The 21,024-nt window shown below is 60.2% G+C and carries 20 protein-coding genes; 12 read left to right on the plus strand and 8 right to left on the minus strand.

Annotated features, from left to right (window positions below; translation table 11 throughout):
• Positions 1-52: 52 nt before the first annotated feature.
• Together SB725_RS02210 and SB725_RS02215 are read right to left on the minus strand one after the other, a co-directional pair.
• Positions 53-2,464 (minus strand): penicillin acylase family protein, encoded by a 2,412-nt coding sequence (locus tag SB725_RS02210; protein WP_410921202.1) that lies wholly within the window; start codon positions 2,462-2,464, stop codon positions 53-55.
• 103 nt (positions 2,465-2,567) lie between these two features.
• Complete coding sequence (locus tag SB725_RS02215) at positions 2,568-3,146, minus strand: DUF6436 domain-containing protein (protein ID WP_410921203.1); 579 nt, start codon at positions 3,144-3,146, stop codon at positions 2,568-2,570.
• Positions 3,147-3,242: 96 nt separating this feature from the next.
• Here SB725_RS02215 and SB725_RS02220 point away from each other — a divergent pair, with 96 nt between their 5' ends.
• The gene (locus SB725_RS02220) at positions 3,243-4,190 is read left to right on the plus strand and encodes an alpha/beta hydrolase (protein WP_194940461.1); all 948 of its coding nucleotides are present in this window, start codon (positions 3,243-3,245) and stop codon (positions 4,188-4,190) included.
• Between the two features lie 104 nt (positions 4,191-4,294).
• Here SB725_RS02220 and SB725_RS02225 read toward each other — a convergent pair whose 3' ends face one another.
• Positions 4,295-5,047, minus strand: a complete 753-nt coding sequence (locus SB725_RS02225; protein WP_027926497.1) for a DUF2059 domain-containing protein — start codon at positions 5,045-5,047, stop codon at positions 4,295-4,297.
• A 108-nt stretch (positions 5,048-5,155) separates the two neighbouring features.
• On the opposite strand from SB725_RS02225, the gene SB725_RS02230 reads away from it, so the two are divergent.
• Positions 5,156-5,788, plus strand: a complete 633-nt coding sequence (locus SB725_RS02230) for a 2OG-Fe(II) oxygenase (RefSeq protein WP_027926498.1) — start codon at positions 5,156-5,158, stop codon at positions 5,786-5,788.
• Positions 5,789-5,790: 2 nt separating this feature from the next.
• Entirely contained in the window at positions 5,791-6,276 is a 486-nt protein-coding gene (locus SB725_RS02235) for a DUF523 domain-containing protein (protein ID WP_410921204.1), read from the plus strand.
• A 122-nt stretch (positions 6,277-6,398) separates the two neighbouring features.
• On the opposite strand, the gene SB725_RS02240 is transcribed toward SB725_RS02235, so the two are convergent.
• A complete protein-coding gene (locus tag SB725_RS02240) occupies positions 6,399-6,983 on the minus strand; it encodes a transporter substrate-binding domain-containing protein (RefSeq protein WP_410921205.1) in 585 nt (194 codons plus the stop codon).
• Between the two features lie 135 nt (positions 6,984-7,118).
• Between SB725_RS02240 and SB725_RS02245 the strand changes: the two genes are divergently transcribed.
• Positions 7,119-7,544 (plus strand): DUF4399 domain-containing protein, encoded by a 426-nt coding sequence (locus SB725_RS02245; RefSeq protein ID WP_027926501.1) that lies wholly within the window; start codon positions 7,119-7,121, stop codon positions 7,542-7,544.
• Between the two features lie 62 nt (positions 7,545-7,606).
• Here SB725_RS02245 and serA read toward each other — a convergent pair whose 3' ends face one another.
• Positions 7,607-8,836, minus strand: coding sequence for a phosphoglycerate dehydrogenase (gene serA / locus SB725_RS02250; RefSeq protein WP_027926502.1), 1,230 nt, complete (start codon positions 8,834-8,836; stop codon positions 7,607-7,609).
• 204 nt (positions 8,837-9,040) lie between these two features.
• On the opposite strand from serA, the gene SB725_RS02255 reads away from it, so the two are divergent.
• The 4 genes from SB725_RS02255 to SB725_RS02270 all read left to right on the plus strand — a co-directional run bounded on the left by SB725_RS02255 (position 9,041) and on the right by SB725_RS02270 (position 13,292).
• Positions 9,041-10,435 (plus strand): FAD-binding oxidoreductase, encoded by a 1,395-nt coding sequence (locus SB725_RS02255; protein ID WP_027926503.1) that lies wholly within the window; start codon positions 9,041-9,043, stop codon positions 10,433-10,435.
• A gap of 36 nt (positions 10,436-10,471) precedes the next feature.
• Positions 10,472-11,137, plus strand: a complete 666-nt coding sequence (locus tag SB725_RS02260) for a fumarylacetoacetate hydrolase family protein (protein WP_027926504.1) — start codon at positions 10,472-10,474, stop codon at positions 11,135-11,137.
• Between the two features lie 207 nt (positions 11,138-11,344).
• Positions 11,345-12,271 (plus strand): SdiA-regulated domain-containing protein, encoded by a 927-nt coding sequence (locus SB725_RS02265; RefSeq protein ID WP_059182001.1) that lies wholly within the window; start codon positions 11,345-11,347, stop codon positions 12,269-12,271.
• A 103-nt stretch (positions 12,272-12,374) separates the two neighbouring features.
• Positions 12,375-13,292 (plus strand): SdiA-regulated domain-containing protein, encoded by a 918-nt coding sequence (locus SB725_RS02270; RefSeq protein WP_410921206.1) that lies wholly within the window; start codon positions 12,375-12,377, stop codon positions 13,290-13,292.
• A 131-nt stretch (positions 13,293-13,423) separates the two neighbouring features.
• Here the strand turns inward: SB725_RS02270 and rpiA are convergent, their stop codons facing one another.
• Positions 13,424-14,098 (minus strand): ribose-5-phosphate isomerase RpiA, encoded by a 675-nt coding sequence (rpiA, locus tag SB725_RS02275; RefSeq protein ID WP_027926507.1) that lies wholly within the window; start codon positions 14,096-14,098, stop codon positions 13,424-13,426.
• A gap of 307 nt (positions 14,099-14,405) precedes the next feature.
• Between rpiA and ilvA the strand changes: the two genes are divergently transcribed.
• Together ilvA and SB725_RS02285 are read left to right on the plus strand one after the other, a co-directional pair.
• Entirely contained in the window at positions 14,406-15,920 is a 1,515-nt protein-coding gene (ilvA, locus tag SB725_RS02280; RefSeq protein ID WP_027926508.1) for a threonine ammonia-lyase, biosynthetic, read from the plus strand.
• A gap of 39 nt (positions 15,921-15,959) precedes the next feature.
• A complete protein-coding gene (locus SB725_RS02285; RefSeq protein WP_410921208.1) occupies positions 15,960-16,385 on the plus strand; it encodes a DUF2269 domain-containing protein in 426 nt (141 codons plus the stop codon).
• A 121-nt stretch (positions 16,386-16,506) separates the two neighbouring features.
• Here the strand turns inward: SB725_RS02285 and SB725_RS02290 are convergent, their stop codons facing one another.
• Complete coding sequence (locus SB725_RS02290) at positions 16,507-17,163, minus strand: HAD family hydrolase (RefSeq protein WP_027926510.1); 657 nt, start codon at positions 17,161-17,163, stop codon at positions 16,507-16,509.
• A 143-nt stretch (positions 17,164-17,306) separates the two neighbouring features.
• Between SB725_RS02290 and SB725_RS02295 the strand changes: the two genes are divergently transcribed.
• Positions 17,307-17,786, plus strand: a complete 480-nt coding sequence (locus tag SB725_RS02295) for an RNA pyrophosphohydrolase (RefSeq protein ID WP_007945562.1) — start codon at positions 17,307-17,309, stop codon at positions 17,784-17,786.
• A gap of 22 nt (positions 17,787-17,808) precedes the next feature.
• Complete coding sequence (ptsP, locus tag SB725_RS02300) at positions 17,809-20,088, plus strand: phosphoenolpyruvate--protein phosphotransferase (RefSeq protein WP_027926511.1); 2,280 nt, start codon at positions 17,809-17,811, stop codon at positions 20,086-20,088.
• 114 nt (positions 20,089-20,202) lie between these two features.
• Here the strand turns inward: ptsP and SB725_RS02305 are convergent, their stop codons facing one another.
• A complete protein-coding gene (locus tag SB725_RS02305; RefSeq protein WP_027926512.1) occupies positions 20,203-20,949 on the minus strand; it encodes an NRDE family protein in 747 nt (248 codons plus the stop codon).
• Positions 20,950-21,024 lie beyond the last annotated feature (75 nt).

Raw genomic sequence — 21,024 nt, forward strand, 5'->3', positions numbered from 1 at the left:
CCAATGTAGGAGCGAGCTTGCTCGCGATAGCGTCAGTCCAGACACTGAAGATTTAAGGCGCAGCCCTGGCCGGCAAAAACTTCAACGTACTGCGCGTATTGGCCGTGACTTCTTCGTCGTTGAAATGCGCTTCGTAGTACACCCCTTCGACATACGCCTCGGCCTGGTCATCGTAATGACTGTCGAACGGCACGCCGCTCTGGCCGACCGGGTTGATGGTCAGGCTGTGAGCCGGGTCGGCGAAGTCGACCAGGCGCCGTGTCGACGGGCCATAAGTCACCGGCCAGGGTGCCGGGCCGATTTTGGCCGAGAGGTTGTTCGGCACTTCGTGGGTACCGGGTGCGTCGAACGGCCCGACGTTGAAGACCCGATCCAGCGGCTTCTGCACGCCCAGTGGATGACCATGGGTCAGGGTATGCGCCTTGCCCCACTGCCACTGTGCCGAATCCGCGCCGAGGGTGGTCTTGAGGTGGGCGATGCTCGCTTGCCAGGCCACCTTGACGGTGTCGGCGCGGGTTTCCTTGCCGAGGGTGTTGCGGTTGTCCCACCACGGTGAATCAGGCGTGGCAGCCAGGCGCGGCAGTGCGGCATCGATCACGCGGGTCGAGAGCAAGGTCTCGAAAAAATCATTGCCCAGTTCATCGTGCATCGTCGCGTCAGCGAGGTTGAACAGGAACTGGTTGAACAGCGTGGCGCTGGTCGAATCAAGCGGATAGTCGCCTTTCCACTGCGCCAGTTGTTCCACCAGTTTCAGTCCGGCGGGATCAGTCACTACTTCACGCAGCACCGGCAATAGCGGTGCCAACAGGCGCGGACCGTAGGCGGTGGTGGTGCCCAGTTGCAGCTTCTGACTGGCGTCGATGACCCACTTCACGTTTTTGTCGCTGAGCTGGCGATTGAGCTGCTGGCCGCGATCGGCCAGGTTGTAATAACCGGGAATCTCCATGCCGGTCGGCGACAGCGGCTGGAAGTTGGCCGAGACGATATAGCCGCGCGTCGGGTTCTCCTCTTGCGGGTTGGCGCTGAACGGGTAGAAACCGTCCTTGTCCGGCTGATTGGTGCTGCCGTCGAGGATGAAACCGGGTTTCACCCCGGCCGCGCGCTTGGGCAGCAGCGCCGAAGCCCACCAGCCGATGTCGCCCTTGGCGTTGGCGTAGACGATGTTCAAACCCGGTGCCTGAACCTTGGCCGCAGCGGCGCGCGCCTTGGCCAGGGTGTCGGCGCGGTTGAGCTGATAGAAGCCTTCGAGAATCGGGTTCGGTGTTTCAAGGAACGCCCACCACATCGCCACCGGCGTCTTGCCGGCCGCCGTGCCAAGCGCATCGTTGATGATCGGGCCGTGGGGTGATTGACGCAGCGTCAGCTTGACCGCCTCCTGCCCCTTCACGGCGATCTGTTGCTCGGTGGTGACCATGTCCACCCACTTGCCGCGGTACCAGACCTGGTTCGGATTGTCCGGGTTGGTCTTCTCGGCGATCAGGTCCAGATCGTCGTTCTGGAACATCGTCAGACTCCAGCCGAAGTCCAGGTTGTGGCCCAGAAACGCAAACGGCACCAACGCCTGATGGTGACCGTACAACTCAAAGCCCGGCGCCGAGAGTTGCGCCTCGTACCAGACTGCCGGCACGGAAAAGCGAATATGCGGGTCGCCGGCCAGCAGCGGCTTGCCGCTTTTGGTGCGGTTGCCGGAAATCACCCAGGCATTACTGCCCTCGAATTGCGGCAGGCCATTGTCGGCCAGTGCCTGTTCACTCAGGCGGGCGAGGGCGTTCAAGTCTTTCCAGTCGCTGCTGGACAGGCTTGGCGCAGGCGTGGAATGCCCTTTGGCCAGGACGCCTTTGGGCTGCCAGTCGAGGTCGAAGATGTTCAGGTAGTCGGCACCCAATTGATCGCGCACGAACGTCAGCAACGGTTCGGTGCGAAACGCCGCAGCAAAGCTGTACGCCATGTAACCGGCGACGCTGATGCTGTCTTGCGCCGTGAACGGGCGTTTGTGGATGCCCAGCACGTCGAACTCGACAGGCGCTGCATGCGTGTCCTGATATTGATTGATACCGTCCAGATAAGCTTCCAGGGCCTTCCACGCCGGGGACTGCCGATCCAGCGCGGCGACGTAGCTGTCAGCCCGCTCGCGGATGCGCAGGCTGCGGAACAGCTTGTCAGTGTCGATCAGTTTCGGGCCGAAGATTTCGGCCAGTTCACCACGGGCCAGGCGGCGCATGGCTTCCATCTGGAACAAACGGTCCTGGGCCTGCACATAACCGAGGGTACGGTAGAGGTCGGTCTCGTTTTCCGCGCGGATATGCGGAACGCCGCGCTCGTCGTAGCGCACGCTCACCGAACCTTGCAGGTGCTGCAATTCCACTTGACCCTGGCGCGTCGGCTGCTTGCTGTACACATACCCGCCGACCCCGATGGCGAGCGCGACAATCAGCAAGGCAAGTACGGTCAGGACGCGTTTCATGGTGACTCCTTGTTCTTTTTGGATTGCCGCCCGTGTGGGCTGCCAACATGTAGCACAGACCTCCTGTGCCGGGCATCGCGGTCCTGCAAAAGTCAGTAATGCCTTATTTCACTTCAACGGGCCATGGGCAGTAACAACCGATGGCCAGCGTATGCGTTGCATTCACTGCGCGACCTTCGCTCAGCGCTTGCAGGATGGGTTCGATAAAGCTGTTGTTCGAATTGCAGGTCAGGCCTTCGCTGTACGGGCCGAAGTAAGCCAGTTTGCCGGCGCGGTCCCAGATCGCTACGGCCGGGCTGGCAGGTATCTGTTCAGAGCCGGGCAGGACGGTAATGGTTTTCAGGCTGCTCAATGTGGTGGGGAGCTGGCCGTGACTGCCGGGTTTTTGCACGGCATAAAACTCGACGCCCTGTGGCGCATAGCGCTCAACCAGTTCGCTCAGGTGTTGCTGATTGCCGACGTTGCACGGGCAGGCCGGGTCCCAGAAGTGCACCAGGCGAATGGCGCCCGGGCCGGCGAGGTCATCGGGCAGGCGCAGCGGGTCGCCGGAAAATACCGCGGTGTGTTCGCTGAACGCCCGCAAGTAACGTCCTTGAAACCAGTCATACGCGGCCCACAGGACACCGGCACACACGAGGGCGAGCAGGCTGGCAAGCAGTGTGGTGCGGTAGGCCGGGCGCATGGGTTTCATCCTCGAAGGCCGGCTAGCTTGCCATGCTTGCTGCGACAGATGAATATCGCAGGCCTATAAAGTCTGTTTAACGCTCTGGAATCTTTCATGTCAGCCACGTTTGCCCCCGATCATTTGCGCGCCAGCCTGCGGCCATTGGCTGAAGGGCAGGCGCTGTCGACCGAGGCCATGGCGTATCAGCACTTTTACGGGCTGGATTTTCCAGGACGTACACTGCGAAGCGGGCTAGGGTGTTTCGAGGTCGATGGCTATCAGTTGGTCAGCCAGTTCTGGTGGCCGGAGCGGGCGAAGGCGACGCTGTTCCTGTTCCACGGTTTCTACGATCACACCGGGCTCTACCGTCATGTGATCGAGTGGGCGCTGGATCAGGGTTTTGCCGTGATTGCCTGCGACTTGCCGGGGCACGGTCTGTCCAGCGGCGAGCGGGCGAGCATCAAGGAATTCGCCGAGTATCAGGACACGCTGCAAGGATTGTTCGCCGAGGCGTTGTCCATTGACCTGCCGCAGCCCTGGCACCTGTGCGGGCAGAGCACGGGCGGGGCGATTGTGATCGATCATGTGCTCAACCACGGCACGAACAGCCCGGCTCAAGGTCAGGTAATCCTGTTGTCACCCCTGGTCCGGCCGCGTGCCTGGGGGTGGTCAAAGCTCAGCTATTACCTGCTCAAACCGTTCGTCAAAGCCATCGCCCGACGTTTCAGCGAGAACTCCAACGACCCTGATTTCCTGCCATTCCTGCAGGCCGATCCGTTGCAGCCGTTGCGTCTGCCCACGGCGTGGGTCGGGGCATTGGCGCGCTGGATCAAGCGGATCGAAGCCGCACCGAACAGCCCGCGCCGGCCGCTGATTGTGCAGGGGCAGGCGGACATGACGGTGGATTGGGAACATAACCTTGGGGTACTGAAGGCCAAGTTCGATCGGCCTCAGGTGTTGATGTTGCCGGAGGCGCGGCATCATCTGGCGAATGAAACGTTGGTGATGCGGGAGGAGTATTTCGGGTTTTTGAGCAAGCGGATCAAGGGCCGGAATCTATAGCGCCGGTGATGGCCTCATCGCGAGCAGGTTCACTCCTACAGTTGATCGCGTTCCCCCTGTAGGCGTGAGCCTGCTCGCGATAGCGATTTCCCAGACACCGAAGTTTACTGGGAAAGGTTCGAAGTGCTTTGCCCCACCGCCAACCCCGCCCGAATCGCCGCCAGCGCCGCCTGGTAATACGCCTGGCCTTCAGTGGACTCGGCAAACGTAGCGAACTCTTCCAGTTCGTTATCCGACAGGTCGCGATAGACATACAGCAGCGTGTTGTTCAGGTCGCTGCCGATCTGGTCCATCAAACGCAGGCGCTGACCGTTCAAGATCCCTTGCGACTGTCCACTGCCGAGCAACCCGGGGATCATCGAACTCAGGCTGTCAGCCGCGACACCGGCAATCGCCAGGCTGACCTCAGCACCCGCCTCGCGAGCGGGCAGGGCCTGGGCCAGGTGGCCGATGATCAGTTGACGGCTGTCGCTGGCCTGCATCTTCGGCAGGCCCTTGGCGTTTTTCGCCAGTTGGTCGCGACGGGTGGCCAGCAACTCGGCAGCCACGACTTTTTTGCCCAAGGGCGATTGGAAGAAGGTCAGTGCCGGTTTTGGGTCGGCCAGGCTTTTGCGTAATTGTGCTTCGGCGCGTTGATCGACCGACTGCGGAGCGAATCGCTGATTGCTGTTGTTGACCAGTGCCTGAAACACCGCCGGTGGCAGGCTGCTTTCGTAGCGTTGTTGCGCGGCTGTCAGGGCATCGTTGAAATGCGCACGTTGGTCTGGCCAGCCGGCGACTTTATACAACTGGTCGTGGCCGTCTGCCCAAGCGGGCAAAACACAGAGCATCAACAGTGAAAAAAGCAACCGGCGCATAGGGACTCCTGTCAGCAGGCGACTATTCTCCGTGTGGCATCCGTACTTGTCGAGAATTCGTATCAACCCGCTGCGTGGCTCTGTCGGATTTTCAGGCACAGGAATACTATGCGCGGCATGCAAATACCCTCTGATCACCCGCTGCTGTTACGTATCGTTGACGACCTGGCTGCAAACGGCTGGTCGCAACAGAACATTTTTCTGCCTGAGGATCTGACCCGGGCGCTGGCGGCTGAGTGCCGTAAACGTGCAGCCGAGGGTGAACTGGCCCCCGCAGCGGTAGGCCGAGGGCCGTCATCGGAGGTTCGCGAAGGGATTCGTGGCGACCATATCCAGTGGATCGATCCCGGTCAGGCGGAGGCGTGCGACAGCTATCTCGCCTTGATGGACAGCCTGCGCGAAGCGATGAATCGCGGTTTGTTTCTGGGCCTGGAGGATTTCGAAAGCCATTTCGCGCTGTACCCGCCGGGCGCGTTTTACCTCCGGCACGTCGACCGTTTCCGCGATGACGACCGGCGCATGGTCTCGGCCGTGGTGTACCTCAATGACGGTTGGCTGCCCGAGCACGGAGGACAGTTGCGCATGTATCTGGAGGAAGACCGGGCCTACGATGTGGAACCTGTCGGCGGATGCCTGGTGGTGTTTCTGTCCGGCGAAGTCCCCCACGAAGTCCTGCCCGCGACCCGGGATCGCCTGTCGTTGACCGGCTGGTTCCGACGCCGGGGTAACGAGCCGTTCTGATCATGCCAAAGATTCTGGTAAGCCGCTGCCTGCTGGGCCACCGCGTACGTTACGACGGCGGGGCGAGCGGGCCATTCGATCAGCTCCAGCAGTGGCTGGATGAAGGCCGGGTCATCCCGTTGTGCCCCGAAGTGGCTGGCGGTTTGCCGACACCGAGGGCGGCGGCGGAAATTCCTGGCGGGCAGGGCGCTGAAGTGCTGGATGGCCACGCCAGCGTGATCACCACCGACGGCGAGGATGTCAGTGCGCAGTTTCTGTCGGGGGCTTATCAGGCGCTGGAACTGGTGCAAAAGCACGGTATCCGCATTGCCGTGCTCAAGGCCAATAGCCCGTCATGCGGGAATTTGCTGACGTATGACGGAAGCTTTAGCGCTGTGAAGGTGGCGGGCGAAGGTGTGACCGCGGCGTTGCTCAAGCGCAATGGTGTGCAGGTTTTCAGTGAGTTGGAGTTGCCGCAAGCGGCTGCCGCCCTGAGCGCTCTCGACTGACACCACCCCCCTGTAGGAGTGAGCCTGCTCGCGATGGCGGACTAACATTCAACAACTCTGCTGACTGATCCAACGCTATCGCGAGCAGGCTCACTCCTACAGGGGTAGTCATTTGCCCTGAGTCAGGGTTTCGGCGCCACGCTCGCATCCGCCCCAAACCACTTCTTCTCCAGCGCCGCCATCCGGCCATCATCCTTGATCCGCTGCAGCGCACTCTCCAGGCTGGCATGAAACGCCGGGTTGCCCTTCTGAAACGGAATCGCCAAACCCACCGGCGGATTGGCCTTGGGCTTCTCTTCGGCAAACGACTGCGCCAGCAGCATCGAGCGCGGCTCTTCTTTCTTCGCGATCAATTGCGCATCGGTTTGAAGGTAAGGTTCGCTGAAATCGAAACGATCCTTCAGATCCGGGGTCATTGCTATGTGGTTGATGGCGACGTCGTACTTGCCGCTTTCTACGCCGGTCAACAGATCGCCCGAATCGGTGACGACGAAGTCGGAGCGGACATCGAGTTCGTCGGCCAGCAGTTGGCCCAGCTCGACTTCGAACCCGCTGAGCTTGCCTTCATCCTTGAAATTGAAAGGCGGTGTATTAGCCTCAAGAGCAATACGCAGTTCGCCACGGTCGTTGATGTCGTCAATCAGTTCGGCATGAGCCAAAGGGCTCAAAAGGGGTAGCAGGCAGATCAGGCCAGGCAAAAAGCGCATGGTCACTCCTTTGAATTCATTATCGCGATGCTCTGGGTCGGGCTCGCTTTGCTATGGTTGTCGAGTGCCTTCGACAACGATTGACCATGAAGTTGTCATGGTCACGCGGATTTTACGAAAAAACTGGAGAAGAGAATGAAAACGTTTATGTCTCGTGCTGCCTTGGCTGGCCTGCTGATGGGTGTCTCACTGCTGGCCAGTGCGGCCACGCCGGCGCCGGCGGGTGCTTCCGTGAGTATCGTTGAGCCTGGCAGTGGTGCCGTCGTGGGTACGAAATTCAAGGTCAAGTTTGAAGTAAAAGGTATTGCGCTGGCGCCGGCAGGCGACGCTACCGCGAACACTGGCCATCACCACCTGTTGGTCGACGCCAAGAGTACGATCCCTGCTGGCTCTTTGATTCCGGCAGATGCCAACCACATCCATTTCGGCAAGGCTCAGACCGAAACCGAGCTGGAGTTGACCCCGGGCAAGCACACTTTGCAGCTGGAGCTGGGTGACAAGAACCACATGGCTTTCGATCCTCCAATCGTTTCGGAAAAGATTACCGTGACAGTGAAATAACGTTTCCGCAGGCATGAAAAAGGAGACCCGAAGGTCTCCTTTTTTTGTCGCTCAAGTCGCTATCAGAACAACACGCGGCAACGAATGGTGCCGTTGATGTGCTGCAGTTTCTCCTGGGCGATTTCCGAGTAGTCGGCGTCGACGTCGATCACGACGTAGCCGACTTTCTCGTTGGTCTGCAGGAACTGACCGGAGATATTGATGCCGTTTTCGGCGAACACCTTGTTGATCTCGCTCATCACACCCGGAATGTTCTCGTGGATGTGCAGCAGACGGTGCTTGCCAGGGTGAGCCGGCAGGGCCACTTCCGGGAAGTTCACCGACGATACGGACGTACCGTTGTCGCTGTACTTGACCAGTTTTTCTGCCACTTCCAGACCGATGTTGGCTTGCGCTTCAGCGGTGGAACCACCGATGTGCGGGGTCAGGATCACGTTGTCCAGGCCACGCAGCGGGCTTTCGAACTCTTCGTCGTTGGAGCGTGGCTCCACCGGGAACACGTCGATGGCCGCGCCGATCAGGTGCTTATCCTTGATCGCGTCCGCCAGGGCGTCCAGTTCGACCACGGTGCCGCGAGCGGCGTTGATCAGGATGCCGCCCTTCTTGATGGCGCGGATTTCCTTCTCGCCGATCATCCACTGGGTGGCTGCGGTTTCCGGAACGTGCAGGGTGACGATGTCGGACATGCCCAGCAGCTCGTGCAGGTTGCCGACCTGGGTGGCGTTACCCAGTGGCAGCTTGGTCACGGTGTCGTAGAAGTACACCTGCATGCCCAGGCCTTCAGCCAGGACCGACAGTTGCGTACCGATCGAGCCGTAACCGACGATGCCCAGCTTCTTGCCGCGGATCTCGAAGGAGTTGGCCGCGCTTTTGATCCAGCCGCCACGGTGGCAGGAAGCGTTCTTCTCAGGGATGCCGCGCAGCAGCAGGATCGCTTCCGCCAACACCAGCTCGGCGACGGAACGGGTGTTGGAGTACGGTGCGTTGAACACCGCAATCCCGCGTTCGCGCGCTGCGTTCAGGTCGACCTGGTTGGTGCCGATGCAGAAACAGCCGACCGCGACCAGCTTCTTCGCGTGATCGAAGATCTCTTCGGTCAGTTGAGTGCGGGAGCGAATGCCGATGAAGTGCGCATCAGCGATCTTTTCCTTCAGCTGGGCTTCCGGCAGAGAACCGGTGAGGTACTCGATGCTGGTGTAGCCCGCCGACTTGAGAACGTCGACAGCCGATTGGTGGACGCCTTCGAGAAGAAGGAACTTGATCTTGCTCTTATCGAGAGAAGTCTTGCTCATCTGCGTAAACCTGTATCCCGGAGAAAAATGGCAGGAAATAGCCAGCAGACGCTGACCCGGACGGCAGGAAAGCCGTCGCCGCAGATTGGCCGTTGGGCACTATGCTGCGGGGTCGGTATGCTAGCATACGCACCCCGCTAAACACTCATTCCTGCGACGTGAAGCGTTCTCAGGATGACCATGAATTGTTCGAGAGTTCTGTCGATGACCAATCCTGCGCTGATTGATGAGCTGAAGACCCTGGTTGAGCCTGGCAAGGTGCTGACCGATGCCGACTCCCTGAATGCTTACGGTAAGGATTGGACCAAGCATTTTGCTCCGGCCCCGACCGCCATCGTGTTTCCCAAGACCACCGAACAGGTGCAGGCCATTGTCCGTTGGGCCAATGAACGCAAGGTGGCGCTGGTGCCGTCCGGTGGACGTACCGGGCTTTCCGCCGCAGCGGTGGCAGCCAATGGCGAAGTGGTTGTGTCGTTCGACTACATGAACCAGATTCTCGATGTGAACCTCACCGACCGCACTGCCGTTTGTCAACCAGGCGTCGTGACCGAGCATTTGCAGAATGTCGCGGAAGAAAAAGGCCTGTACTACCCGGTGGATTTTGCTTCGGCAGGTTCCAGCCAGATTGGCGGCAATATCGGCACCAATGCCGGCGGGATCAAGGTCATTCGCTACGGCATGACCCGTAACTGGGTTGCCGGCATGAAAGTCGTGACCGGCAAGGGTGACCTGCTGGAACTGAACCGCGACCTGATCAAGAACGCCACCGGTTACGACCTGCGTCAGCTGTTCATCGGCGCCGAAGGCACCCTCGGGTTTGTGGTCGAAGCGACCATGCGTCTGGATCGTGCACCGAAAAACCTCACCGCGATGGTCCTCGGTACCACCGATTTCGACTCGATCATGCCGGTATTGCACGCGTTCCAGAGCAAACTCGACCTGACCGCCTTCGAATTCTTCTCCGACAAAGCCCTGGCCAAAGTCATGGCCCGTGGCGATGTTCCGGCACCTTTCGAAACCGATTGCCCGTTCTACGCATTGCTGGAATTCGAAGCGACCACCGAAGAAGTGGCCAACCACGCGCTGGAAACCTTCGAACACTGCGTCGAGCAAGGCTGGGTGCTGGACGGCGTGATGAGCCAGAGCGAAACCCAGCTGCAGAACCTCTGGAAGCTGCGCGAATACATCTCCGAAACCATTTCCCACTGGACGCCGTACAAGAACGACATTTCGGTCACCGTGTCGAAAGTGCCGGCGTTCCTCAAGGAAATCGACGCGATCGTCGGCGAACACTACCCGGATTTCGAAATCGTCTGGTTCGGCCACATCGGCGACGGCAACCTGCACTTGAACATCCTCAAGCCGGAGAACCTGAGCAAGGACGAGTTCTTCGCCAAGTGCGCGACCGTCAACAAGTGGGTGTTCGAAACCGTCGAGAAGTACAACGGTTCGATTTCCGCCGAGCACGGCGTGGGCATGACCAAACGTGATTACTTGACCTACAGCCGTTCGCCGGTCGAGATCGAGTACATGAAAGCGGTTAAAGCGGTGTTCGATCCGAACGGCATCATGAACCCGGGCAAGATCTTTGCTGTTTGATTTTCGAATGTTCAGAGCACGAATCAGGAGTCGGTAATGAGCTATCAGCACCAGTATGTCGACGGTACGCGTATTCATTTCCCGCTGGGGAAAGTGGTGTGCATCGGCCGTAACTACGCCGAACACGCCAAGGAGCTGGACAACCCGGTGCCTACCGAGCCGCTGCTGTTCATCAAGCCGGGCAGTTGCGTCGTGCCGCTGGAAGGTGGTTTTGCCATTCCGACCGAGCGCGGTTCGGTGCACTACGAAGCGGAAATTGCTGTGTTGATCGGCAAGCCGTTGTCGACCAAGCCGAGCCGCGAAGAAGTGCTGGACGCCATCTCCGGTTTCGCTCCGGCACTGGACCTGACGCTGCGCGACAAGCAGGCGGAGCTGAAATCCAAGGGCCTGCCGTGGGAAATCGCCAAGTCGTTCGACGGCGCGGCGGTGATCGCGCCGTTCGTGTCTGGTAGCACCTTTGCCGACCTGACCGACATTGGCATTCGCCTGACCATCAACGGCGAAGTGCGCCAGGATGGCAACAGCAGCGCGATGCTCAACCCGATCGTGCCGATGATCCAGCACATGGCCGGCTGCTTCTCGCTGCAGGCCGGTGACGTGATCCTGACCGGCACGCCGGTGGGCGTTGGTCCGTTGAATGTCGGCGATGAGATTGTTCTGGAGTTGCCTGGTGCGAGTAGCTTCACCAGCAACGTGCGCTAACCCCAATACTGCAAAAACCCAGTGGGAGCGAGCAAGCTCGCTCCCACATTGGTATTTAGTGGTTTCAAGTCCTGCGACAGGTAGGGCAATCCCGCCATTTCCCGTTTTTTTCACATTTCGTCTGGATAATTCCGGGGGCTTGCGGCGTCTGAGCCGGCCCCAATTGTGCTATTACCCCTAGCCTGAATTTCTGGAACGCATCCCTCAATGGCCACCCCCCCGCTGTCGACTCTCAAAACAACCCGCCGCTCGCGCTTCGCGCTGCCTTGGTATGCCTGGCTGTTGCTGGTGGCGGTCATTGCGTACGGCGTTGCCTTTGCAATGCATTGGGATAATCGCGGCGTGCTCTGGGTGAAAGAGCAATTCAAGAGCCCGGCCGAGCGTCAGGCCAGTATCTGGCTTCCGGACTACCGGGCAGTGATCGATGCCAAGGTATTGCCGGGCATGGAAAAGGACGAAGCTTCGGACCTCGCTTACGATCCTCAGACCAAAACGCTGTTTTCGGTCATGGGCAAGAACCCGTTTCTGGTCGAGCTGAATCTTCAAGGCGATGTCCTGCGCAAAATGCCGCTGGTGGGCTGGAGCAACCCGGAAGGTGTCACGGTGCTGGGCAACGGCCTGCTGGCGATTGTCGATGAGCGCGAGCACTTGATCACCGTCGTCAAGGTCGATGCCAACACCCGTGAATTGAACATCGCCGACTTTACGAAGTACGACCTCGGGCCTTCGAAAGACCAGAACAAGGCCTTTGAAGGGGTTACCTGGGATTCGCAAAACCAGCAGCTGCTGCTGGGCGAAGAGCGTCCGCCGGCCTTGTTTGCCTGGAAAGGTGACGGCCGGGTCCTGACCGGTGACAAGCTGAAGCTGGCCAGTCATGCGCTGGACATGCGCAACCTGTCGGCGCTGGCCATTGATCCGCGCACGGGCCACATGCTGGTGCTGTCTGCCGACTCGCACTTGTTGATGGAGCTGGACAAAAAGGGTGAGCAAGTCAGTTTCATCACCCTGTTGCGCGGCTTCAACGGCCTGAAGAACACCATTCCCCGGGCCGAAGGCGTGACCATGGACGAAGCGGGCAACTTGTACATGGTCAGTGAACCCAACCTGTTCTACCGCTTCGAACAGCAGAAATAGTCGCCACACACCCGCGGTTGTGGTCGCAAGCCACTGACCATTAAGCTTGAATTCATACGGGCGTGATATTTCATCCGCCCGTTTTGTTTTCGAGCTCGCCTGAATGCGCCGACTTGCCCGTCCCAAACCCCTCGTTTTGATCCTGTCAGTGATTGCGCTGATCGCGCTGGTTGCGGTCGGCCAATACATGCGCCTGTTCGAGCGTGCCTGGTTCAACCTGCATACGCTTTGGCAGCCGCAGAGCAGCGTATCCATTGGCCTGGATCAATATCGGGTCGACATCGAGGCACGGGTGATCGACGGGTTGGACGATAACGTTTCGGCGCTGACGTTCGATCCGGTGCGCAAAAGCCTGTTCACGGTCACCAATAAAGATTCCGAGCTGATCGAGCTGTCGCTTGAGGGCAAGATCCTGCGGCGCGTGGCCTTGATTGGTTTCGGTGATCCGGAGGCGGTGGAGTTCATCAGCGCTGACACTTACGTGATCACCGATGAGAGCCAGCAACGGCTGATCAAGATTCGCCTGGATCCGGATACGACGTTCCTTGACGGGGCGGATGCCGAGCAGATGGTTCTCGGCGTGCACATGGGCAGTAACAAGGGGTTTGAAGGGCTGGCTTACGATTCGGTGGGCAAACGGTTGTTCGTCGCCAAGGAGCGCGACCCAATGCTGATCTACGAAGTGCAGGGCTTCCCGCATTACAACCCGGAGAAATCCTACGCCGTGCACGTGGTGAACAACCCCAAGCGCGATGCCGGGATGTTTGTGCGAGACCTGTCGAGCCTGCAATACGACGAACGCAGCGGCCATTTGCTGGCGCTGTCCGACGAGTCGCGGCTGATTATTGAACTGGATGTGGACGGTCGACCGCTGAGTACAATGTCACTGAACAAGGGGCGCCAGGGCCTGCAAAAGACCGTGCCGCAAGCGGAAGGCATCGCCATGGACGACGACGGCACGATGTACCTCGTCAGTGAGCCGAACCTGTTCTACGCCTTCAAAAAACCCGCGCAACCCTAAAACCCCTCCCTAAAAAAGCACTGTGGGAGCCGGGCTTGCCCGCGATGAGGTCGTGTCAGTCGATAAATATGTGACTGATATACCGCCATCGCGGGCAAGCCCGGCTCCCACAGGTTGGCGTTGCGGCGGGCTTACTCGGCGCGCAGGGTTTTCACGCCTTCACTGGTGCCCAGCAACAGCAGGTCCGCTGGACGCGCCGCGAACAGGCCGTTGGTGACCACGCCGACAATCGCGTTGATCTGGCGTTCCAGTTCAACCGGATTGGTGATCTGCATGTTGAACACGTCGAGGATGATGTTGCCGTTGTCGGTCAGCACGCCTTCGCGGTAAACCGGGTCGCCGCCCAGTTTCACCAGCTCGCGGGCCACGTGGCTGCGGGCCATCGGGATCACTTCGACCGGCAGCGGGAACTCACCGAGCACCGGCACCAGTTTGCTGGCGTCGGCGATGCAGATGAAAGTCTTGGCCACGGCCGCGACAATCTTCTCGCGGGTCAGGGCAGCGCCACCGCCCTTGATCAGGTTCAGGTGCGCGTCGCTTTCATCGGCGCCGTCGACGTAGAACTCCAGGTCGCTGACCGTGTTTAGCTCATACACCGGAATGCCATGGCCTTTAAGGCGGGCGGCAGTGGCTTCGGAGCTGGCGACCGCGCCGTCGAACGCGCCTTTGTGCTTGGCCAGGGCGTCGATGAAGCAGTTGGCAGTGGAGCCGGTGCCGACCCCGACGATGCTCTTGTCGTCGAGTTTCGGGAGGATGAAGTCGACGGCGGCCTGAGCCACTGCCTGTTTGAGTTGATCCTGGGTCATGCGGGCTCCGAAAGCGGGCAGGGGGAAACGGAAAGGCCGGCATTATAGCCCCATGCGGGGTTAAAACCTCTTGATTCGTGTGGTCGCCCGGCCGAAAGCCGGGTTAGACTCCGAGGGTCTGTTGACGTTTGGTGGTGGGCCGCGTTGTGCGCCAATTTTGCGCAGGGCTGCGTTGCTCGGAACTTATTTGGAACAACCAAACTGCGTTCCTCGCGCCTTGCCCTGCGCAAAATTGGCCTCCGTCGCGGCCCGCCACCAAACGTCAACAGACCCTAACCCTGCCCAACCCGCTCAGTGATGCTTTCCGATGCTCGAACAGTACGTCAAAAAGATCCTCACCTCGCGCGTTTATGACGTTGCCGTAGAAACCCCATTGCAGACTGCCCGCCAGCTCTCCGAGCGGCTGGGCAACAGTGTCTGGCTCAAGCGCGAAGACTTGCAGCCGGTGTTCTCGTTCAAGATTCGTGGCGCTTACAACAAGCTGACCCAGTTGACCGATGAAGAGCGTGCTCGCGGCGTGGTCACGGCGTCGGCGGGCAACCATGCGCAAGGCCTGGCCCTGGCGGCGAAAGTGTTGGGCGTGAAAGCCACCATCGTCATGCCCAAGACCACCCCGGAAATCAAAGTCGAAGGCGTGCGTTCGCGCGGCGGCAAAGTGGTGCTGCACGGGGATTCGTTCCCGGAAGCCCTGGCCTACTCGCTGAAACTGGTCGACGAAAAAGGCTACGTCTACATCCACCCGTACGACGATCCCCACACCATTGCCGGGCAGGGCACCGTGGCGATGGAGATTCTGCGCCAACACCCTGGCCGTCTCGACGCTATTTTCGTTCCGGTCGGTGGCGGCGGCCTGATCGCCGGCATCGCGGCGTACGTGAAATACCTGCGCCCGGAAATCAAGATCATCGGTGTCGAGCCAGACGACTCCAATTGCCTGCAAGCGGCGATGGCGGCCGGCGAGCGCGTGGTATTGCCGACCGTGGGCATCTTCGCCGACGGCGTGGCAGTGGCGCAGATCGGCCAGCACACTTTCGACATCTGCAAAGACTATGTCGATGACGTGATCACGGTCAGTACCGATGAGATCTGCGCGGCGATCAAGGATATCTACGACGATACCCGCTCGATCACCGAGCCGGCCGGCGCGTTGGGTGTGGCGGGAATCAAGAAATACGTCGAGCAGAACGGCGTCACCGGCCACACTTTCGTGGCCATCGACTCCGGCGCCAACGTCAACTTCGACCGTTTGCGCCACGTCGCCGAACGCGCCGAACTGGGCGAGGGCCGTGAAGCGATCATCGCCGTGACCATCCCCGAGAAACCGGGCAGCTTCAAGGCGTTCTGCGAAGCCATCGGCAAGCGCCAGATCACCGAATTCAACTACCGCTACAACACCGGCAGCGAAGCGCACATTTTCGTGGGCGTGCAGACGCACCCGGAAACCGATCCGCGCAGTGCGCTGCTGGCGAGCCTGACCGAGCAGGGCTTCCCGGTGCTGGACCTGACCGACAACGAACTGGCCAAGTTGCACATCCGTCACATGGTCGGTGGTCGTGCGGCGCAGGTGGTCGACGAAGTGATCCTGCGCTTCGAATTTCCGGAGCGTCCGGGTGCGCTGTTCAACTTCCTCAACAAGCTGGGCGGGCGCTGGAACATCTCGATGTTCCACTACCGCAACCACGGCGCGGCGGACGGTCGAGTGGTCGCGGGCCTGCAAGTACCGCACGACGAGCGTCATCTGGTACCGGCGGCGCTGGAAGAAATCGGTTACCCGTACTGGGACGAAAGCGATAACCCGGCCTATAAGCTGTTTCTGGGCTGAGCGGCTACGCTGATGGGCAGGTCATAAGGAAATCGGACAATGGAAACGTTAACTGCCCTGAAAGTGGCGCACATGGTTGCAACGGTGGTGTTGCTGATCAGTGCGCTGGGCTTGGGGATCTGGGTTTTTATCGCGCGACGCAAAGGTGACGCGACGGCCGGCAGCCGCACCCTGCAACGGCCACGGGTGTTCATCTGGTTGTTGATGGGCCTGGCGCTGTTGAGCATGCCGTTCACCGGCTGGGGGATGGTGCATCTGGTGGGCTGGCCGTTGGGGCAGACGTGGTTGTTGGCGTCGACTGTGCTTTACACCGTGGCGGCGTTGGCGTGGTTTTGGCTGTTGGTGCGGCTTAACAAGCTGCGCAAGACGCCGGGAGGGGTGGGGAGATTTACCTTTGCCTTGGCGTTGTTCAGTTTTGTCTGCTTTGTCGCCATTGCGGGGTTGATGGGTGCCAAGCCTGTTTAAGGGTAGAGACTGAGTCGACCCAATCGCGGGCAAGCCCGCTCCCACAGGGTTCACTGCTGTAAATGCTTTCTATGTCACGCAGCAGAACCTTGTGGGAGCGGGCTTGCCCGCGATGGCGATTTCAATCGCGCAACGAAATCACCGGCCATCCACGCTTCTCGGCCTCGGCGCGCAAATTCGGATCCGGATCCACCGCGACCGGATTCGTCACCTGCTCCAGCAACGATAAATCATTCATCGAGTCGCTATAGAAATAGCTGTCTTCCAACGAATGCCCGGTTTCTTCCAGCCAACGAGTCAACCGCGTCACCTTGCCTTCGCGAAAGCACGGCACATCGGTGCTGCGCCCGGTATAACGGCCATCGACCATCTCGCACTCGGTGGCGATCAGGGTTTCAACCCCCAGGCGCTGGGCGATCGGCCCGGTCACGAAACGGTTGGTCGCGGTGATGATCACCAGTTTGTCCCCGGCCTCGCGGTGTCTGGCCAGCAATTCGATGGCCTGCGGCAACACGATCGGCTCGATGCAATCGCGCATGTAATCGAGGTGCCATTGATCCAGCGTGGCCATTTCGGTGCGCCCGAGCACTTCCAGGCAGAAGTTCAGGTAAGCGTCGTTATCCAGCTTGCCAGCCAGGTAATCCTGATAGAACTCGTCGTTGCGTGCCTTGTAGGCGACGGCGTCGAGAAAGCCGCGCTCGCACAGGTAATCGCCCCAGGCGTGGTCACTGTCGCCGCCCAGCAGGGTGTTGTCCAAGTCGAATAAAGCCAGACGCATTGCAGTTACTCGCTGAAAAGTCTGTAGAAAGGCGCCCAGAATACGGACTTTTCACAAGAGTGCACATAAGGTCGGTCGGCGCGTTGCTGCTTTCACAACCTTTGTGGAACAATGCGGCGACATGCGTTTGCGAGGTTGTTGCCGTGATCGACCCCGATGGTTTCCGCCCCAATGTCGGGATCATTCTCACGAATGATGCCGGACAGGTGCTATGGGCTCGCCGTATCAATCAAGATGCCTGGCAGTTTCCTCAGGGCGGGATCAACCCCCAGGAGACGCCGGAAGACGCCTTGTACCGCGAGTTGAACGAAGAAGTGGGTCTTGAGCGTGAAGATGTTGAAATTCTCGCCTGCACCCGGGGCTGGTTGCGCTATCGTTTGCCGCAACGTCTGGTCCGTACCCACAGCCAACCGCTGTGCATCGGCCAGAAACAGAAGTGGTTTCTCCTGCGCCTGATCTCCAACGAGCAGCGGGTGCGGATGGATTTGACCGGTAAACCGGAATTCGATGGCTGGCGCTGGGTCAGCTATTGGTATCCGTTGGGCCAGGTGGTGACATTCAAGCGCGAGGTGTATCGACGCGCTCTCAAAGAGCTTGCCCCGCGCCTTTTAACGCGCGACTGACGACGGAGTTCGACCCCGAGCCATGCTCAATACGCTGCGCAAGATCGTCCAGGAAGTTAACTCCGCCAAGGATCTCAAGGCGGCGTTGGGCATTATTGTATTGCGCGTCAAAGAGGCCATGGGCAGCCAGGTCTGCTCGGTCTATCTGCTTGACCCCGAGACCAACCGCTTCGTGCTGATGGCGACCGAGGGCTTGAACAAGCGCTCGATCGGCAAAGTCAGCATGGCGCCCAACGAAGGTCTGGTCGGCCTGGTCGGCACGCGTGAAGAACCGCTGAACCTCGAAAACGCCGCGGATCACCCGCGCTACCGCTACTTCGCCGAGACCGGTGAAGAGCGCTACGCCTCTTTCCTCGGGGCGCCGATCATTCACCACCGCCGCGTCGTCGGCGTGTTGGTCATCCAGCAAAAAGAACGCCGCCAGTTCGATGAAGGTGAAGAAGCCTTTCTCGTGACCATGAGCGCGCAGCTTGCCGGCGTTATTGCTCACGCCGAGGCCACCGGTTCGATCCGCGGCCTGGGCCGTCAGGGCAAAGGCATCCAGGAAGCCAAGTTCGTCGGTGTGCCGGGTTCACCGGGTGCAGCGGTCGGTACGGCGGTGGTCATGCTGCCACCGGCTGATCTGGACGTGGTGCCGGACAAGACCATCACCGACATCGACGCTGAACTGGCGTTGTTCAAGACGGCCATCGAAGGCGTGCGCGCCGACATGCGCGCGTTGTCCGCCAAATTGGCCTCGCAACTGCGCCCCGAAGAACGGGCCTTGTTCGACGTCTACCTGATGATGCTCGCCGACGAGGCGCTGGGCAGCGAAGTGACCACGGTGATCAAGACCGGCCAGTGGGCCCAGGGTGCGTTGCGCCAAGTGGTCACTGAGCACGTCAACCGTTTCGAATTGATGGACGACGCCTACCTGCGTGAGCGCGCCTCGGACGTCAAGGACCTTGGCCGGCGTTTGCTGGCGTATCTGCAGGAAGAGCGTCAGCAGAATCTGGTCTACCCGGAAAAAACCATTCTGGTCAGCGAAGAACTGACGCCGGCGATGCTCGGCGAGGTGCCGGAAGGCACGCTGGTCGGTCTGGTCTCGGTCCTCGGTTCAGGCAACTCCCACGTCGCGATCCTGGCCCGGGCAATGGGCATCCCGACGGTGATGGGCCTGGTCGACCTGCCCTATGCCAAGGTCGACGGCATCGAATTGATCGTCGATGGTAATCGCGGCGAGGTCTACACCAACCCGAGCGACGTGCTACGCAAGCAGTTCGCCGAAGTGGTGGAAGAAGAGAAGCAGCTGGCACTCGGTCTCGACTCCCTGCGCGACTTGCCGTGCGTGACCCTCGACGGTCACCGCATGCCGCTGTGGGTCAACACCGGCCTGCTGGCGGACGTGGCGCGGGCGCAGAAGCGTGGCGCGGAAGGCGTGGGTCTGTACCGCACCGAAGTGCCGTTCATGATCAACCAGAGGTTTCCGAGCGAAAAGGAGCAGTTGGCGATCTACCGCGAGCAGCTCGCCGCGTTCCATCCGCAACCGGTCACCATGCGCAGCCTGGACATTGGCGGCGACAAGGCGTTGTCGTACTTCCCGATCAAGGAGGACAACCCGTTCCTCGGCTGGCGCGGGATTCGCGTCACCCTCGATCACCCGGAAATCTTCCTGGTGCAGACCCGCGCCATGCTCAAGGCCAGCGAAGGCTTGAACAACCTGCGGATTCTGCTGCCGATGATCTCCGGCACCCACGAACTCGAAGAAGCCCTGCACCTGATTCACCGGGCCTGGGGTGAAGTCCGCGACGAAGGCACCGACGTGCCGATGCCGCCGATTGGCGTGATGATCGAGATTCCGGCGGCGGTGTACCAGACCAAGGAACTGGCGCGGCAAGTGGACTTCCTGTCGGTCGGCTCCAACGACCTGACTCAGTACCTGCTGGCCGTGGACCGCAACAACCCACGGGTGGCCGACCTTTACGACTACCTGCACCCGGCGGTGCTTCAGGCGTTGCAGAACGTGGTGCGTGATGCCCATGCCGAAGGCAAGCCGGTAAGCATCTGTGGTGAGATGGCCGGTGATCCGGCAGCAGCGGTGCTGTTGATGGCGATGGGCTTCGACAGCCTGTCGATGAACGCCACCAACTTGCCGAAAGTGAAGTGGATGCTGCGTCAGATCAACCTGAGCAAGGCCAAGGATTTGCTCGCAGAGCTGATGACCATCGACAACCCGCAAGTTATCCACAGCTCCCTGCAACTGGCGCTGAAGAACCTTGGGTTGGCGAAGATGATCAATCCGGCTTCAGTGAAGACCCTCTAAAACTTGGCTGGCTCCATCGCGAGCAGGCTCACTCCTACATTGGAACTGTGACCGACGCACATCCAGTGTAGGAGTGAGCCTGCTCGCGATAGGGTCAGTCCTCACAACACACAACTAAAGCCTGATCTCCACTTCCCCCAGATGCCCCCCATACGGCCCGAAACTCCTTTCGACCATATGTCGCGTCCCATCCGCCTGAACAATCAACGCCGTACTCGCCCGCGTCCCATAACTCTGGCTGGCTATAAATACACTCGACAACAACGTCTCGGTCGCCAGTCCGACCCCGGTGTCCGGCAGTTCGGTAAACGGCGCCGTCTGCGCATCCCCCAACAATGCCAGCAACGCCTGGGGTTGCGGGTCTGCCAAGACTTCTTCCAGTGCCGCCCGGGCCTTGAGCAGTTTTGGCCATGGCGTATCGAGCCCGGCGTTCGACAATCCGTAAACACCCGGGGGCAGCATCACCGCCTCAGATTCCCGCGCATTGAAGTGCCACAGCTCGTTGGTATTGCCGATCAGCAGATTAAACCCGGCATATTCGATGTAACGTCGGACAACATCGCTCAAATAGTCATCAATCGAGCGGTCACCCAACAGAAACCCCGCCACCAGTTCACCGCGGGATTTACGCGATGGCGGCTGATGCGGATCACGAATATTGGTCAGTGCCGCAAAGCGCCCATTGGCGCCAATACCCAGCCAGGTGCCGCCGGCTTCCTGGTCTCGGCCGGCGTAAACGTTGGGCGCTTCGGGCCACTGCGCCAGAGGCAGGCTAGGGCGGGCATAGAATTCGTCGCGGTTGGCCGCCACGATCAGCGGCTGGGCGTGGCCAGGCCGCCAGGCGAAGACAATCAGGCACATAAGGTGGTCCTTGTGTGTTTTTTGCTCACTCTACGCAGTCCTCGCCCGTCGTTCCATCGCCTTGCGCAGTGGAGC

Origin of the sequence: Pseudomonas sp. SIMBA_041 (genome assembly GCF_046535095.1) — a bacterium.
GTDB lineage: Bacteria > Pseudomonadota > Gammaproteobacteria > Pseudomonadales > Pseudomonadaceae > Aquipseudomonas > Aquipseudomonas mucoides.

Coding starts and splice junctions, on each gene's coding strand:
- SB725_RS02210 (WP_410921202.1), bottom strand. CDS start 2,464: ATGAAACGCGTCCTGACCGTACTTGCCTTGCTGATTGTCGCGCTCGCC.
- SB725_RS02215 (WP_410921203.1), bottom strand. CDS start 3,146: ATGCGCCCGGCCTACCGCACCACACTGCTTGCCAGCCTGCTCGCCCTC.
- SB725_RS02220 (WP_194940461.1), top strand. CDS start 3,243: ATGTCAGCCACGTTTGCCCCCGATCATTTGCGCGCCAGCCTGCGGCCA.
- SB725_RS02225 (WP_027926497.1), bottom strand. CDS start 5,047: ATGCGCCGGTTGCTTTTTTCACTGTTGATGCTCTGTGTTTTGCCCGCT.
- SB725_RS02230 (WP_027926498.1), top strand. CDS start 5,156: ATGCGCGGCATGCAAATACCCTCTGATCACCCGCTGCTGTTACGTATC.
- SB725_RS02235 (WP_410921204.1), top strand. CDS start 5,791: ATGCCAAAGATTCTGGTAAGCCGCTGCCTGCTGGGCCACCGCGTACGT.
- SB725_RS02240 (WP_410921205.1), bottom strand. CDS start 6,983: ATGCGCTTTTTGCCTGGCCTGATCTGCCTGCTACCCCTTTTGAGCCCT.
- SB725_RS02245 (WP_027926501.1), top strand. CDS start 7,119: ATGAAAACGTTTATGTCTCGTGCTGCCTTGGCTGGCCTGCTGATGGGT.
- serA (WP_027926502.1), bottom strand. CDS start 8,836: ATGAGCAAGACTTCTCTCGATAAGAGCAAGATCAAGTTCCTTCTTCTC.
- SB725_RS02255 (WP_027926503.1), top strand. CDS start 9,041: ATGACCAATCCTGCGCTGATTGATGAGCTGAAGACCCTGGTTGAGCCT.
- SB725_RS02260 (WP_027926504.1), top strand. CDS start 10,472: ATGAGCTATCAGCACCAGTATGTCGACGGTACGCGTATTCATTTCCCG.
- SB725_RS02265 (WP_059182001.1), top strand. CDS start 11,345: ATGGCCACCCCCCCGCTGTCGACTCTCAAAACAACCCGCCGCTCGCGC.
- SB725_RS02270 (WP_410921206.1), top strand. CDS start 12,375: ATGCGCCGACTTGCCCGTCCCAAACCCCTCGTTTTGATCCTGTCAGTG.
- rpiA (WP_027926507.1), bottom strand. CDS start 14,098: ATGACCCAGGATCAACTCAAACAGGCAGTGGCTCAGGCCGCCGTCGAC.
- ilvA (WP_027926508.1), top strand. CDS start 14,406: ATGCTCGAACAGTACGTCAAAAAGATCCTCACCTCGCGCGTTTATGAC.
- SB725_RS02285 (WP_410921208.1), top strand. CDS start 15,960: ATGGAAACGTTAACTGCCCTGAAAGTGGCGCACATGGTTGCAACGGTG.
- SB725_RS02290 (WP_027926510.1), bottom strand. CDS start 17,163: ATGCGTCTGGCTTTATTCGACTTGGACAACACCCTGCTGGGCGGCGAC.
- ptsP (WP_027926511.1), top strand. CDS start 17,809: ATGCTCAATACGCTGCGCAAGATCGTCCAGGAAGTTAACTCCGCCAAG.
- SB725_RS02305 (WP_027926512.1), bottom strand. CDS start 20,949: ATGTGCCTGATTGTCTTCGCCTGGCGGCCTGGCCACGCCCAGCCGCTG.